Below are 14031 nucleotides of genomic sequence, written 5' to 3'. Positions count from 1 at the left end.
CAGGCCATGGACCGTTTCATCATTCACGGCGGCCACCGGCTGCGCGGCGACATCGTTATCGGCGGCGCCAAGAACGCGGCGCTGAAGCTGCTGGTCGCCGGCCTGCTGACGTCGGAGCGGCTGGTGCTGCGCAACGTGCCGCGCATCGCCGACATCACGACCATGCGCCGCCTGCTGGAACAGCATGGCGTGACGGTCGAGGACATCGAAGGCGATGGCGGCACGCTGGCCGTCGGCGGCAGCATCACCAACACGGTGGCACCCTACGACATCGTGTCGCAGATGCGCGCCTCGATCCTGGTGCTGGGCCCGCTGCTGGCCCGCTGCGGCGAGGCCCGCGTCTCGCTGCCCGGCGGCTGCGCCATCGGCACCCGCCCGGTGGACATGCACCTGAAGGGGCTGGAGGCGCTGGGCGCCGAGATCTCGCTGGAAGGCGGCTATATCAACGCCCGCGCCCCGCGCGGGCTGGTGGGTGATCGCATCGTCCTGCCCTTCGCCTCGGTCGGTGCCACCGAAAACCTGCTGATGGCGTCCTGCCTGGCGCGCGGCCGCACCGAGATCATCAACGCGGCGCGTGAGCCGGAAATCGCCGACCTCGTCGCCTGCCTCAACAGCATGGGCGCGCGCATCACCGGCTCGGGCTCCGGCACGCTGACGATCGAGGGCGTGGAAGCCCTGCACGGCACCACGCACAGCGTGATGCCCGACCGGATCGAATGCGGCACCTATGCCTGCGCCGCCGCCATCACCGGTGGCGAACTGCGCCTGATCGGCGGCCGGGCCGATCATCTGGGTGCGGTCGTCCGCGCGCTGGAGGAAGCGGGCGTGGAGGTGTTCCAGGAGGACGACGCCCTGCGCGTGCGCCGCACCGGAGCGCTGCGCGGCGTGGACATCATGACCGAACCCTATCCGGGCTTCCCCACCGACATGCAGGCCCAGTTCATGGCGCTGCTGTCGGTCGCCGAAGGGGCGTCGATGGTGACCGAGACCATCTTCGAAAACCGCTTCATGCATGTGCCCGAGTTGAACCGCATGGGCGCGCGCATCAACGTCCATGGCTCATCCGCCATCATTCGCGGCGTGCATTCGCTGTCGGGCGCGCCGGTGATGGCGACCGACCTGCGGGCTTCGTTCTCGCTGATCCTGGCGGGGCTGGCGGCGCATGGGGAGACGATCCTGAGCCGGGTTTATCATCTGGATCGTGGCTATGAAGCCGTGGAGCGGAAGCTGGCGCAGTGCGGGGCGCAGATCGAGCGGGTGCGGGATTAAGGCCTTCTTTTTCTGAAGAAAAAGAAGAAAAAAGACTTTTGTTCGTTCAGGGGCGTCGCATGCCCCGGCAAAAAGCTCCTGAACGAATCAGAGTTTTTTGGTTCTTTTTTGCAAAAAAGAACATCAGGCCTCGCCCGGTAGCGCGATGGCACCGCCAACGAACAAGACAGCAATCCCCAGCGCGACCGGATGGAAGACACCCATCAGGACCAGCGCGCCGGATGCCGCGAGCAACGCAAAGGCGGGGACGTAAGGAAATCCCGGCACTTTCCACACCAGATGCGCACTGCCGTCGCGCCGGCGCAGCCTGAACAGGCTGGCCATGGTCAGTACATAGACGATCAACGCACCGAACACCGACAGCGTGACCAGTGACGCCGTCAGCGACTGGCCGCCGAAGCTGGCGAAATCGTCGCAGAGGATGGCGATGATGCCGATCGTACCCCCGGCGAGGGTGGCGACCCAGGGCGTGCCGAGCCGGGGGTGGCGGTGTGCGAGCAGGCGCGGCAGGCCGCCGTCGCGCGCCAGCGCGTAGATCTGCCGCGAATAGCCCATGATGATGCCGTGCAGCGAGGCGATGAGCCCGAACAGGCCGAGCCATACCAGCATGTGGACGTAGCCGCTATGCGGGCCGACGACGATGCGCATGGCCTGGGGCAGCGGGTCGTTGCGGTCGGCAAGGGCGCGCCAGTCGCCCACCCCGCCGGCCAGTATCATCACGCCGAGGGCAAGGGCGACCAGCGTGAAGATCGAGGCGACATAGGCCAGCGGCAGGGTGCGGTGCGGGTCGCGCGCTTCCTCGGCGGTCAGCGCCACGCCTTCGATGGCCAGGAAGAACCAGATGGCGAACGGCACCGACTGCGCGATGCCGCCGAAGGTGGCGAACGAGAGGTGTCCGCTGCCGGCCCAGCCGCCATCGGTAAAGCGCGCCATCGAAAAGCCGGGCCAGACGATGGCCATGAAGATCAGGAGCTCGATAATCGCCGCCACGGTCACGAACAGTTCGAACCGTGCCGCCAGATGCACGCCGGCGATATTGAGCGCCATGAATGCGCAGAACGCGCCTGCCGCCGCCATGGTCGGCGACAGCCATGGATATTGCACATGCAGGTAGGCGCCGATCGCCAGCGCGATGGCGGGTGGCGCGAAGACGAATTCCATGACCGAGGCGATGCCCGCGATCAGCCCCGCCCGCCGCCCGAACGCGGCGGTGACATAGACGAACGGGCCGCCCGCGCGCGGCATGGCGGTCGTCAGTTCGGTGTAGGAGAAGATCAGCGACAGGTACATCAGCGCGACCGCGAGGGTCGCGACCAGAAAACCGAGCGTGCCGGCGCTGGCCCAGCCATAGCTCCAGCCGAAATACTCGCCCGAGATGACCAGCCCGACCGCGATGGACCAGAGATGGATGACGCCCAGATGGCGGGGCAGCGCGTCGGTCTGGGTGGTCATGGCGTGCCGGGCGGCAATTGGGCGGTCATGCTGTCATCCTTGAGGGCAATGCCGCTGCGCCCCAGCGTGCGCGCGCCGCGCAGCAGCCAGGCGAGGCGGAAGGCGGCTTCGTCATGCGTCATGCCGCCATGGGCATGGATGTTGGAGAGACAGTTGCGTTCGGAATCCATGCGGCCAATCTTCGGGTCCCATGTCAGGTAGAGGCTGAGACTGTCGGCGGCGCTCAGGCCCGGCCGCTCGCCGATCATCATGACCACGCAGCGCGCACCGACCCGCGCGCCGATCTCGTCCCCCAGCGCGACCCGCGCATTATGCGCAACAATGACAGGGCCGAGGGACCAGCCCGGCAGGGACGCACGCGCGGCCTCCAGCACGCCGGGCGCCTGGCGCGCCGCCGCCAGTGCCGAGAGCCCGTCGGCGATGACGAATACGACGTCACAAGGCGCATGCGGCAGGCGCGCCGCGTCCTGCGCGCGCAGCCGGCGCCCGAGATCGGGGCGGCGCACGAAGACGCCGCGATCGGGCGCGCGGCTGCGCACTTCGATGAACGGTTCGGCGAGGGAAAGCCGGGCCGGATCGAGCGTGGCATGAACCGCCCGCCGGGCCGCCGCGTGCGCGGCCTGCAAGGCACGCACATCCGCCCCCGCCAGCGCGTCGCCGGCCCGGCCGAGGCCGATGCGGGCATGCGTCAGGCCACGCAGCGCGCTCCACGGGTCGCGGGCGGGATCTGGCCGGCTCTCACTCATCCATGAAGCCGGGAAGGGCCAGCGGCGCGTTGGCATTCAGGCGGCGCTGGCCGTCCAGCAGGGCCATCCGTTGCAGCCAGCGTTCGAATTCGGGGGCGGGAGCGGCGTCATAGACGGAGCGGACGGTCAGGATGTCGTGGTAGGAGAGGCTCTGGTAATTCAGCATCACGTCATCCCCTCCCGGAACGGCGATCAGGAAATTCACCCCTGCGGCCGCCAGCAGCATCATCAGGTCGTCGCTGTCGTCCTGGTCGGCTTCTGCATGGTTGGTGTAGCAGACGTCGCAGCCCATCGGCAGGCCCATCAGTTTGCCGCAGAAATGATCTTCCAGGCCAGCGCGAATGATCTGCTTGCCGTCATAGAGATATTCGGGGCCGATGAAGCCCACGACGGTGTTGACCAGCAGCGGCGCATAGTCTCGCGCCACCGCGTAGGCGCGCACTTCCAGCGTCTGCTGGTCGACCCCGAAATGCGCGTCGGCCGAGATCGCCGCCCCCTGCCCGGTCTCGAAATACATCACATTCTCGCCCACGCTGCCGCGCCGCAGGCTTCGCGCCGCCTGGTGTGCCTCGTCCAGCAGCGCCAGCGAGACGCCGAAGCTTTCATTGGCGCGCTGGGTGCCGGCGATGGACTGGAAGACCAGATCGACCGGCGCCCCGCGTTCGATCATCGCCAGCGTGTTGGTGATGTGGGTCAGGACGCAGCTCTGGGTCGGGATGTCGTAGCGCCGGCGGATTTCGTCGAGCATGCGCACCAGCACCATGCCGGTCTCGATGGAATCGGTGGCCGGGTTGATGCCCAGCACCGCATCGCCTGCCCCCAGCAGCAGCCCGTCCAGCAGCGAAGCCGCGATGCCGCGCGCATCGTCGGTCGGGTGATTGGGCTGAAGGCGCGACCCCAGCCGCCCCTTCAGCCCCTGCGTGTTGCGGAAGGCGGTGACGACGCGGACCTTGCGGGCGACCGCGATCAGGTCCTGGTTGCGCATCAGCTTGCTGACGGCCGAGACCATTTCCGGCGTCAGGCCCCGCATGATGGCGGCCAGCGCGGCCTCGTCGGCCTCGTAGCTCAGCAGCCAGTCGCGCCACTGGCCGACCGTCATATGCGCGATCGGCGCGAAGGACGCGGCATCATGCCGTTCCACGACCAGACGCGTGACGTCGCACTGTTCGAAGGGAATGACGGCTTCGTTCAGAAAGGCCCGCAGCGGCACGTTGGCCAGCGCCTCCCGCGCCGCCACCCGTTCGACGGGATCGGCGGCGGCCACGCCGATCAGCTCGTCGCCCGACCGCAGGGGCGAGGCTTTGGCGAGCAGGGTGCGCAGATCGTCGAACCGATAGCGTTCGCCCTGGAGGGTCGCGTGAAACACCATGGGGCCGTTCCGTCGTCGAGAGAGCGGGTCTGGCAGGGCGGAGCGCCCTCTTGTTCCTGTGTAAGCGGCCGGTCGCATACGCGGCAAGCGCCGGATTCCGCCAGTCACGGCTGTGCGCCCTTCCTGTCGCAGGGCGGAATGTGATAAGTCGCAGCGCACCTGGCGCCTGGACGCGGCCCTGGCGGCCCTGCCGCCACCGCAATGGGGGCGCGCTTGTAGCCGGAGTTCGCATGACCGCCCCAGTTCAGGAAACGACGACTCAGGACACGAAGCTGGTCCTCGCCCTGCCCAAGGGACGCATCCTGAAGGCCGCCGCCCCGCTGCTGGCCGGCGCCGGTATCCTGCCGGCCTCGGACTGCCTGGACGAGGGCAGCCGCCGGCTGCGCTTTCCCACCGACGACCCGACGCTGGACGTGGTGCGGGTGCGCTCGTTCGACGTCGCGACCTTCGTGGCGTTCGGCGGGGCGCAACTGGGCATCTGCGGCGCCGACGTGCTGATGGAATTCGACTATCCCGAAATCTATGCGCCGCTGGATCTGCGCATCGGCGCCTGCCGCGTCTCGGTCGCGCGCCCCAAGGGCCAGGGTGAGGGCGACAATCCCGCCCGCTGGTCGCGGGTGCGGGTGGCCACTAAATATCCGGCCATCACTCGCCGCCATTTCGCGGCGCGCGGCATCAATGCCGATATCGTGCATCTGCATGGCGCGATGGAACTGGCCCCGGTGCTGGACCTGTCGCACCTGATCGTGGATCTGGTCGATACCGGGTCCACCCTGCGCGCCAACGGGCTGGAGGAAACCGAGACGATCGCCAATGTCACCAGCCGGCTGATCGTCAACCGCACGGCGCTGAAGACCCAGCCGGAACGGATCGGCGCGCTGATCGCGCGCTTCCGCCAGGCGCTGTCCGCGCCCGCCACCGCCGAGACCCTGCCCGCATGAAACGCCTCGACAGCACCCAGCCCGATTTCCGCGCCAGTTTCGCCCGCCTGCTGGCCGACCGCGAGGGCGATACCGCCCGCGTCGATGCCCCCGTGGCCGAGATCCTGGCCCGCGTGCGCGCCGAGGGCGACACGGCCCTGTGCGCCTATACCGAGCGGTTCGACCGCATGCCGATCACGCCTGACCGGCTGCGGGTGACGGAAGCCGAGATCGAGGCCGCCTGTGCGCAGGTCTCGCCGGACCTGCTCCAGGCGCTGGACGTGGCCGCCACGCGTATCGAATCCTTCCATCGCGCGCAGTTGCCCGCCGACCTGCGCTATACGGATGCCGAGGGCGTGGAGTTGGGCATGCGCTGGACGCCGCTGGATGCGGTGGGGCTGTATGTGCCCGGCGGCACGGCGGCCTATCCGTCCTCGGTGCTGATGAATGCGGTGCCGGCGCGCGTGGCGGGCGTGGAGCGGCTGGCCATGTGCGTGCCGACGCCCGACGGCGTGCTGAACCCGCTGGTGCTGGCCGCCGCCCGCCGTGCCGGCGTCAGCGAGATCTATCGCGTCGGCGGGGCGCAGGCCGTGGGCGCACTGGCCTACGGCACCGCCACCATCCAGCCGGTGGATCGCGTGGTCGGCCCCGGCAATGCCTATGTGGCCGAGGCCAAGCGCCAGGTCTTCGGCCGGGTGGGCATCGACAGCATCGCCGGCCCGTCGGAAGTCGTGGTGGTGGCCGATGCTGGGGCCGATGCGCGGATCGTGGCGCTGGACCTGCTGGCGCAGGCCGAGCATGACGCGCTGGCCCAGTCGATCCTGATCACCACCGACGCCGCCCTGGCCGACCGGGTGGCAGAGGCGGTCGAGGCCGAACTGCGCACCCTGCCGCGCGCCGCAATCGCCGGGGCAAGCTGGGCGACGCATGGCGCCATCATCATCGTGCGCGACCTGGACGAGGCGGCGGCGCTGATCAACGAGATCGCGCCCGAGCATCTGGAACTGCTGCTGGCCGAGCCCGAGGCGCTGTTCGCGCGCGTGCGTCATGCCGGGGCGGTGTTCCTGGGCTATCAGTGCGCCGAGGCGATCGGCGATTATGTGGGTGGCCCCAACCATGTGCTGCCGACCAGCCGGACGGCGCGTTTTGCCTCCGGCCTGTCGGTGTTCGACTTCCTCAAGCGCACCACCTTTATCGGTGCGGGGCCGGATGCGCTGCTGCGGATCGGCCCGGCGGCGGTGGCCCTGGCGCGGGCCGAAGGGCTTGATGCGCATGCCCTGAGCGTATCGGCCCGGCTGGACGCGCAATGCTCGGGCGCGGACAAAGCTTGACCGCGGCCCCGACAGACCGCACATATCCGCCTGCATTTCATCCGACCGGCCGCAGGACCGTCCCAATAGGACGGTCCTGCGGCCATGCCTGCTTCCTTATTTCCGGCCCGATGCCGGCCAACCAGCATGATCGAAGGATACAATGTCGAAAGAAGACATGATCGAATTCAGCGGTACGGTGACCGAACTGCTGCCCAATGCCATGTTCCGCGTGAAGCTCGATAACGAGCACATGATCCTGGCCCACACCAGCGGCAAGATGCGCAAGAACCGCATCCGCGTGCTGGCCGGCGACCGGGTGAACGTCGAAATGACCCCGTACGATCTCTCCAAGGGTCGCATCACGTTCCGCTTCAAGTAAGGCACCTGCCTGTGTCCGACAGTGCCACGGGACCAGGGCTGATCCTGGCTTCCGCCTCGCCTCGCCGGCGCGACCTGCTGGCGCAGATCGGACTGGTGCCCCGGCGGATCGTCGCCGCCGATCTCGACGAACAGCCCCTCGCCGGCGAACTGCCCCGCCCCTACGCCGAGCGTCTGGCGCGGGAGAAGGCGGCGCATGTCGCCGCCATGCTCGATGAACCCGCCCTGGTGCTGGGCGCCGATACGGTGGTCGCGCTGGGTCGGCGCATCCTGCCCAAGGCCGAGGAGCGGGAGACCGCCCGACGCTGCCTGTCCCTGCTGTCGGGCCGGCGCCATACGGTCCTGACCGCCATCGCCGTGCGCCCCACCGCCGCGTGGCCCGAGGGCCGGGCCGCCGAGCGCACGGTCGTCAGCACCGTCACCTTCGCGCGACTGACGGAACGGCAGATCGAGGCGCTGCTCGATGCCGGCGACTGGGAAGGCAAGGCCGGGGGCTATGCGCTGCAGGGCCATGCGGCGGCGCATATCCGCTTCCTGTCGGGCTCGCCCTCCGCCGTGATCGGCCTGCCTGTGTTCGAGGTCGCGCAATTGCTGCGTGGCCAGAAAGGGGCCTGGCTGCCGTGACGGCGCGGATCCTCGCCGCCAGCGCGCCGGGCGAGATCCGCATCGCGGTCACCGATGCCGCCGGCCTGCGCGATTATGCGCTGTGGCGGCCGGGTTGGCCGGACGGCGTGGGCGACCTGCATCGCGGCCGTGCCGGCGCGCGGCTGACGGCCATGGGCGGCACCTTCATCGACCTGGCCGACGGGGCCTCCGGCTTCCTGCCCGACTCGGCGGCGCCCGGCCCGCTGGCCGAGGGCGACCCGGTACTGGTGCGGATCGTGCGCGCCCCGCAGGACGGCAAGGGCGCGCGGCTGACGGCAACCGGCCTTGTCCTGCCCGAAGGCCAGAGCCCATCCGGGCCGCCAGCCCTGCTGGCGCACGGCCCGACGCCGCTGGATGCCCTGGCCGCCGCCTGGCCCGACGCGCCCATTGTGATCGACGATGCCGCCCTCGCGGCCCGCCTGCCCGCCGGGCTGCGCGGCCGGGTGCGGCGCGAACGCCATGCCTTCGATGCCGAGACCGAGGCCGCCTGTGCGGCGCTGGCCGAACCATCGGTGACATTGCCGGGGGGGCTGCGGGCCACCATCACCCCCACCCCGGCGCTGGTCGCCATCGACATGGATGGCGGGGCTGCCAGCAGCGACCGGCGCGCCAAGCAGACGGCGCAGTTCGCCGCCAACCGCGACGCCCTGCCGGCCCTGCTGCACCAGATCCGCCTGCGCAACCTCTCCGGCGCCATCGTGATCGACGTCGCGGGGCTGGCCATCCGCAAGCGCCCGGCCCTGCGCGAGACGATCGAGGCCGCGCTGGCGCAGGACCCGCTACGCCCGCGCTTCCTCGGCTTCAGCGCCCTGGGGCTGGCCGAAATCATGCGCCCGCGCATCCGCCCGCCGCTGCACGCACTGCTGTCGGAGGCGCCGGGCCAGATGCTGCGGATGCTCGATGAATGGGCGCGCCAGGTCACGGGCCAACCGGGCCAGGCGCCTGCCCTGCGCGTCGGCACCGATCTGGCCCGGGCGTTGGGCCATGATCCAGGCGCCATCGCCGACACCGCCCAGTTATCGGGCCACCAGCCGGCCTGGCGGCTGGACCCGTCCTTGTCCCCCCTGAGCTGGACGCTCGACCATGTCTGATCCCACCGCACCGGCCACCCCCGCCCGTCTGCCCCCCTGCCCGATCTGCGGGCGGCCGGGCGAGGCGGCGTTCCGCCCCTTCTGTTCGAAGCACTGCAGCGACGTGGACCTCGGCCGCTGGTTCTCGGAAAGCTACCGCGTGCCCGACCAGAGCGAAGGCGGACAAAACTTCGACGAAAACGATCCGAGACGGGTTGATCCCGATGACGAGGTGGGATAGATCACACCCCCACGGCGGCACGATCCCGATCGCACCGCCCGCGCCGGTCTCGGCCCGGTGCCCAAGTAGCTCAGTTGGTAGAGCATGCGACTGAAAATCGCAGTGTCACTGGTTCGATTCCGGTCTTGGGCACCATTTTCTCCTTAAAAATCAAATACTTAGCTCGGCGGTTGCTCTTTTGGCACGTTGAAAATAACGCTAACACACCTTAGCACACCCGTTTCGGGCATCGCGCTAAGGACAGTTATTTCAATGGGTTAGCGAACATGCCAAAATCGACTAGCACAGTTTCAACACACCTGACCGAGCATTATACACACCAAAACTCCCCTGAGCCCGAAGGTGGCGAGCACCTTACGATTCGGACTCAGGAGGGCTATTCGATCTTCAAGAAGCCCAACAGCAGTTCGTGGTGTGTTAGATTCTCGCCTCCGGGACAGAAGCAGTTCCGGCAATCCCTAAAGACCTCGGATCGAGACGAAGCTCTTCGACGCGCATATCCTCTATACCTAAAGATCATGGCTAAGGCCGAAGCGGGTCTTCTGGTTCGGAAAACGACCGTCAACGATGTCTTGGATGAATGGGTTGCCAAGACGACTCTACGAGCCCCCGAACTCTCGGTGATCAATCGCTACTTTCGGGAGTATCTGGGTCCGAAAGATGTGACGACGATCAACGCCAAGATCATCCACGACTTCAAGGAATGGCGGAAGACCTATTGGACCAAGGGTCCAGGGAAAGAGATCGACTACCTCTGGTATGAGCGAGCCGGTCGAAAGCTCAAGCGACCCGTCAAACACGAAGAGCCCAAGCCTTCAACCATCCACACCCTCGAAGTCATCCTGTCGAAGTTCCTCACCTACTGCGACAACGCCTCGTATATCGCCAAGGCTCCGAAGTTCACCAAAGACCGTGTTCGGACGAGTGTGAGGCCGAGCTTCAATCCCCAAGAGATCAATGTCATCGTCATGGCGGCCGTCGCCAACGCTGAGCGTTGGTATCACGCTAACTATTCCAAGTACCTTCAAGAGATACACGATACCCATGTGCTGAACGCCTACATAAGCGTTATGGCTGGGAGTGGTCTCAGACCAACCGAATGCCTCCGACTGCGCTGGCGCGATATCCTACATTTCAATCCCACTCCGAAGATAAACAACGAAATCGGGAACATCAGGATTCAGGTTCACGGCAAGGCCAAGCATCGTGTGATGGTGCCTCTGGATTCCGTCGAGATTACCCTGCGAACACTCTGGGATATCTATACCAAGACATGCGAACGCAAACCCACCCCCGACGACTTCGTGTGGGTCTATCGCAACATGAATCAGTACAAGACCATCTCTCGGCCCCTAGACGTATTCCTCCGACAGCTAAAGATGAAGTTCGATTACAAAGGCGACAAACGCGACGCATACAGCTTTCGTCACTACTACATCACGAGCCAGTTAGTCGCAGGCGTTGATATCCACTTGCTCGCTCGTAACTGCGGCACATCAGTGGGCATCATCGAACGCCATTATAGCCATGTGACAACCGAAGATGGCGCGGATAAGCTGAGGCCAGAGACGACACGACTATAACCCTCAGAAGCCCGTAGAGCCGGTTTACCCTGCTCCACGCATCTGCGTAGCTGACCGGACCGAACGCTTGTCTACGACGCTCCCAGGGGCATCAAAGAAGCCCTACAGCATCTACTCACCCTCAAACTCGAAGAACTGGTACGTCAGCTTCTCGATCAAAGGTGTGGGTCAAAAGCGCATCGCTCTTCGGACCAGCGACAAAGAGCAAGCTCTGATCCTGGCTGAGGCCGTATGGGAACGGGAAACGCGGAACGACAAATCTGAATCCGCTCCGAAAGCGAAGACCGTCAATCAACTGGTCGAGCAGTATATCAGAGAAGAGAAGGTCGCACCTTCTGAGCGAACCACGCTGACCCGATATGTCTCGGAGTACTGGCGATTCTTCACACCCGACATGATCACCACGAAGATGATCATCGGCTTCGTGAAATGGCGAAAGACCTACTGGACCGAGAACGCTGGCAAGACCGACGAGTATGTGGAGTATCAGCGAGGGGATCGAACTGTCAGGCGTAGAGTATCCCACGATATTCCGTCTGACGCGACACTGAAGACAGAGAGAAGCACTCTCAGAAAATTCCTCAAATATTGCCTTAAAGAGCGCTATATAGCGGTTCTACCCGCGTTCCCCTCGGCTCCCAAAATCGAGAAGAAGAAGGCCGTCGCGTTCACCAATGATGATATTACGGCGATAGGCAAATATCTTGGCGACCAATGGGAACGGAGTTCTCAGAGCGACTCATCTGCCGTACCCAGCAGACTCCGCTATACGAACCTTATGCTCATGGCGTATTTCGATCTGCTGCGACTATCAGGTATCACACCACGGGAATGTAATGCTCTGAAATGGGATGATATCCTGGGATGGGATTTTGAAACCAGACCAAGCGATCACGAAATCCCGCAAAACATCACCATCAGAATAGGCCACCCCAAGAAGCCTCGAACCGTCATTCCTCTGATGGACTTTGGGAAGTCACTCCATCTCTTAATGCTCACGCAGATGAGCCGAGGCCAAAAACTCGAACAAAGTCATATATGGCGCTATGGAAACGGCCAGCACGCTAACGACCTAGGCGAGAAGATTCTCGCGGCCATCAAGAAGTGCCGACTTGATATCGATGCCAATGGCAATCCGCGCAATCTCGAATCAATCCGCATCCACTACATCATGTCGGTCATCAATGCCGTCGGCTCTGTCGATATGGTGGCCGAGAATGTTGGCCTCACACTCAGCGCATTGGAAAAGCTGACGGGCATTGAATATCGGCGCCTTGAGAGATCACGAGAGCTTCTACGCATCGCCATATGATCCTCGTCGGGGTCTGAAAAGACCCCTCTGCCCCATAGGAACTATGATAGATTTGCCATCATAGATCTTTTTTTCATATCTATAAAATTGCCGTTTACAGCCATAAATTATGTGTATTGCGTTTTTTCTCCACATTTGAACGACGTGCCTATCTGAGCCGAATGTCTTTCGCCGCTCGTAGATTCTGCTAAACCAAAATAGTCAACGGCACAGAACACCGATGGCCTGGTAAAAACCAACTATAACCCGATTAGGAGAAATAACGTGGCAATCACGCTCGAAGAACTGCGCGCCAAGTACAACACCACCACCACGATGCCGAAGAAGGCAGCCAAGAGCAACTTGGCCGTCAACAAGTTCATCGCTCGATGCGAGGAGCAAATCGACTTCGCAACGCAGCTCAAGGGCGGCGCTGTCCGTCCGCGTAAAGCTAATGGCGACGAGGTCCACCACTCGTCCATGACTTTCGGTCCTGACGGCAATGGAGCCTACGCGGTGACGCTCAAGTATGGCCCCAAGACTCTTAATCCGTTCATCGGCGAAGAGAAGCCTCGGAAGCGCGCCGACCTCGATGCTGTCATCGAGTTCTATCAGGACTTCATCGAACTCGCAAAGAGCGATCCGATGGCAATCAACACTCTGATCGCACAGGTTCAGAAGAAGCACTAACACGACACCTGGGGTGTGGCTCAGCCACACCCCATATCGTTCCGATGTCGGAACACTTAACCTTGGAGAAAACACATGACTTCCACGCAAGAAGTGAACAACAGCCTTGATGAAGCTATCAAGGCTTTCGCGAACAACATCATCCCTGTCGAAACTTTCAAAGTTCTCATAGGAGCACTGGTTTCTATACTTTTCGAATGGGAGCGGATTTCGCACCTTACGAAAAATCCTACCGAAGAAGAGATGGACGAATACGCCAGTCTCCTCAAAGCCATCAAAGATACGGCCAATGATTCGTTAAGGTTCAAAAAAGAACTCCGGCTCACAGATGTAACCACGGATCAAATGTATGACTACCATAAGGTTATGAAAGATCATGGCGTTGATAGAACGAACTACATGATCGTTCCGGAGAACTTAAATTATCTCGACGAAAGGAATGATGGTTTCTTCAATCTTGCCACAGAACTCGAAAGTCGCGACGGCATCTCGGCAGTAAACCTCGTGATGCTATATGACGAGGTTGCCACAGATGCGATTCTGCTGATCAAACTACAACACCCAAGCTGATATCAGAAGGTGTTACGCAGCGTCACCTAATCTCCACTCTTATTGGCTGATTAGCTCGCTTCGCTCTTACTTTGGATGTTTCCTGTATATCTCTGTTCTCGTGTCATGTCCGAGATATATGATTTGAAAAAGCCGCATACAAGTAGATCAAGAGCGGAACGCGAACGCAGTGAGTGTGTCCGTCTCGTAGATCTGCGACGTATGCGGTCGAGTCCCACGCGAGTGTGCGAGCGTTGGGCTCTCGCCCGTATCTGTCTCTGTTCTATTGCCTTTGGTGTCCTCTGATGTGATCTGTGAGGTGTTCATGATATGTGACGTATTAGATTTATGTGTCCAAAGCCCATACTCGCTCCGCTCGCATGTGCTTGGCTACGCGCATAAACCTAGGGTCTGTTAGATCTTGATCCAATCTGCGGCGGCTGCGAGGTGAAGGATAGCGAGGAACGAGGTGGCGGTCTTTTCGTATCGGGTTGCGACGGCGCGCCATTCCTTCA

Annotated in this window: 14 protein-coding genes, 1 tRNA gene and 1 pseudogene; 12 read left to right on the top strand and 4 right to left on the bottom strand. The window is 63.5% G+C overall.

The window, feature by feature from the left end:
- Positions 1–6 precede the first annotated feature (6 nt).
- The gene (murA, locus tag HLH29_RS17200; RefSeq protein WP_182968608.1) at positions 7–1269 is read left to right on the top strand and encodes a UDP-N-acetylglucosamine 1-carboxyvinyltransferase; all 1263 of its coding nucleotides are present in this window, start codon (positions 7–9) and stop codon (positions 1267–1269) included.
- A 123-nt stretch (positions 1270–1392) separates the two neighbouring features.
- On the opposite strand, the gene eat is transcribed toward murA, so the two are convergent.
- Genes eat through HLH29_RS17185 form a run of 3 tightly spaced genes read right to left on the bottom strand, consistent with a single transcriptional unit; the run spans position 1393 to position 4836 of the window.
- Positions 1393–2721, bottom strand: coding sequence for an ethanolamine permease (gene eat / locus HLH29_RS17195; protein WP_182968607.1), 1329 nt, complete (start codon positions 2719–2721; stop codon positions 1393–1395).
- Entirely contained in the window at positions 2718–3467 is a 750-nt protein-coding gene (eutC, locus tag HLH29_RS17190; RefSeq protein ID WP_182968606.1) for an ethanolamine ammonia-lyase subunit EutC, read from the bottom strand. Before eutC ends, eat begins: the two co-directional genes overlap by 4 nt.
- A complete protein-coding gene (locus tag HLH29_RS17185) occupies positions 3460–4836 on the bottom strand; it encodes an ethanolamine ammonia-lyase subunit EutB (RefSeq protein WP_182968605.1) in 1377 nt (458 codons plus the stop codon). Before HLH29_RS17185 ends, eutC begins: the two co-directional genes overlap by 8 nt.
- Positions 4837–5066: 230 nt before the next feature.
- On the opposite strand from HLH29_RS17185, the gene hisG reads away from it, so the two are divergent.
- From hisG to HLH29_RS17130, 11 genes are all read left to right on the top strand, one after another.
- Entirely contained in the window at positions 5067–5777 is a 711-nt protein-coding gene (gene hisG / locus HLH29_RS17180; RefSeq protein WP_182968604.1) for an ATP phosphoribosyltransferase, read from the top strand.
- Complete coding sequence (gene hisD / locus HLH29_RS17175; RefSeq protein ID WP_182968603.1) at positions 5774–7087, top strand: histidinol dehydrogenase; 1314 nt, start codon at positions 5774–5776, stop codon at positions 7085–7087. The genes hisG and hisD overlap by 4 nt, the downstream gene beginning before the upstream one ends.
- A gap of 142 nt (positions 7088–7229) precedes the next feature.
- Complete coding sequence (infA, locus tag HLH29_RS17170; protein WP_003622234.1) at positions 7230–7448, top strand: translation initiation factor IF-1; 219 nt, start codon at positions 7230–7232, stop codon at positions 7446–7448.
- Between the two features lie 11 nt (positions 7449–7459).
- Positions 7460–8071: a Maf family protein gene (locus HLH29_RS17165; RefSeq protein WP_338030282.1), complete on the top strand. Its 612-nt coding sequence runs from the start codon at positions 7460–7462 to the stop codon at positions 8069–8071.
- On the top strand, positions 8068–9183 hold the full coding sequence (locus HLH29_RS17160; RefSeq protein ID WP_182968602.1) for a ribonuclease E/G: 1116 nt from the start codon (positions 8068–8070) through the stop codon (positions 9181–9183). Before HLH29_RS17165 ends, HLH29_RS17160 begins: the two co-directional genes overlap by 4 nt.
- Positions 9176–9403, top strand: a complete 228-nt coding sequence (locus HLH29_RS17155; RefSeq protein WP_182968601.1) for a DNA gyrase inhibitor YacG — start codon at positions 9176–9178, stop codon at positions 9401–9403. Before HLH29_RS17160 ends, HLH29_RS17155 begins: the two co-directional genes overlap by 8 nt.
- A 59-nt stretch (positions 9404–9462) precedes the next feature.
- Positions 9463–9538: transfer RNA gene (locus HLH29_RS17150), tRNA-Phe, on the top strand.
- Between the two features lie 383 nt (positions 9539–9921).
- Positions 9922–10986 carry a site-specific integrase gene (locus tag HLH29_RS17145; RefSeq protein ID WP_182968600.1) on the top strand — a complete coding sequence of 355 codons (1065 nt, stop codon included), beginning with the start codon at positions 9922–9924 and terminating at the stop codon, positions 10984–10986.
- A 67-nt stretch (positions 10987–11053) separates the two neighbouring features.
- Entirely contained in the window at positions 11054–12298 is a 1245-nt protein-coding gene (locus HLH29_RS17140) for a hypothetical protein (protein WP_182968599.1), read from the top strand.
- Positions 12299–12562: 264 nt separating this feature from the next.
- A complete protein-coding gene (locus tag HLH29_RS17135) occupies positions 12563–12967 on the top strand; it encodes a hypothetical protein (protein ID WP_182968598.1) in 405 nt (134 codons plus the stop codon).
- A 75-nt stretch (positions 12968–13042) separates the two neighbouring features.
- Positions 13043–13537 carry a hypothetical protein gene (locus HLH29_RS17130; RefSeq protein ID WP_182968597.1) on the top strand — a complete coding sequence of 165 codons (495 nt, stop codon included), beginning with the start codon at positions 13043–13045 and terminating at the stop codon, positions 13535–13537.
- Between the two features lie 393 nt (positions 13538–13930).
- Here HLH29_RS17130 and HLH29_RS17125 read toward each other — a convergent pair.
- Positions 13931–14031: pseudogene (locus HLH29_RS17125) on the bottom strand (IS5-like element ISMex42 family transposase); the annotation flags it as partial.

The sequence above is a fragment of the Gluconacetobacter tumulicola genome (assembly GCF_014174215.1).
Classification (GTDB): domain Bacteria; phylum Pseudomonadota; class Alphaproteobacteria; order Acetobacterales; family Acetobacteraceae; genus Gluconacetobacter; species Gluconacetobacter tumulicola.
This window is presented reverse-complemented; position numbering and strand designations above follow the sequence as displayed.

What these genes read in the sequence shown, in the direction of transcription:
- murA (WP_182968608.1), top strand. Translation starts at nt 7, where the DNA reads ATGGACCGTTTCATCATTCACGGCGGCCACCGGCTGCGCGGCGACATC.
- eat (WP_182968607.1), bottom strand. Translation starts at nt 2,721, where the DNA reads ATGACCACCCAGACCGACGCGCTGCCCCGCCATCTGGGCGTCATCCAT.
- eutC (WP_182968606.1), bottom strand. Translation starts at nt 3,467, where the DNA reads ATGAGTGAGAGCCGGCCAGATCCCGCCCGCGACCCGTGGAGCGCGCTG.
- HLH29_RS17185 (WP_182968605.1), bottom strand. Translation starts at nt 4,836, where the DNA reads ATGGTGTTTCACGCGACCCTCCAGGGCGAACGCTATCGGTTCGACGAT.
- hisG (WP_182968604.1), top strand. Translation starts at nt 5,067, where the DNA reads ATGACCGCCCCAGTTCAGGAAACGACGACTCAGGACACGAAGCTGGTC.
- hisD (WP_182968603.1), top strand. Translation starts at nt 5,774, where the DNA reads ATGAAACGCCTCGACAGCACCCAGCCCGATTTCCGCGCCAGTTTCGCC.
- infA (WP_003622234.1), top strand. Translation starts at nt 7,230, where the DNA reads ATGTCGAAAGAAGACATGATCGAATTCAGCGGTACGGTGACCGAACTG.
- HLH29_RS17155 (WP_182968601.1), top strand. Translation starts at nt 9,176, where the DNA reads ATGTCTGATCCCACCGCACCGGCCACCCCCGCCCGTCTGCCCCCCTGC.
- HLH29_RS17145 (WP_182968600.1), top strand. Translation starts at nt 9,922, where the DNA reads ATGGCTAAGGCCGAAGCGGGTCTTCTGGTTCGGAAAACGACCGTCAAC.
- HLH29_RS17130 (WP_182968597.1), top strand. Translation starts at nt 13,043, where the DNA reads ATGACTTCCACGCAAGAAGTGAACAACAGCCTTGATGAAGCTATCAAG.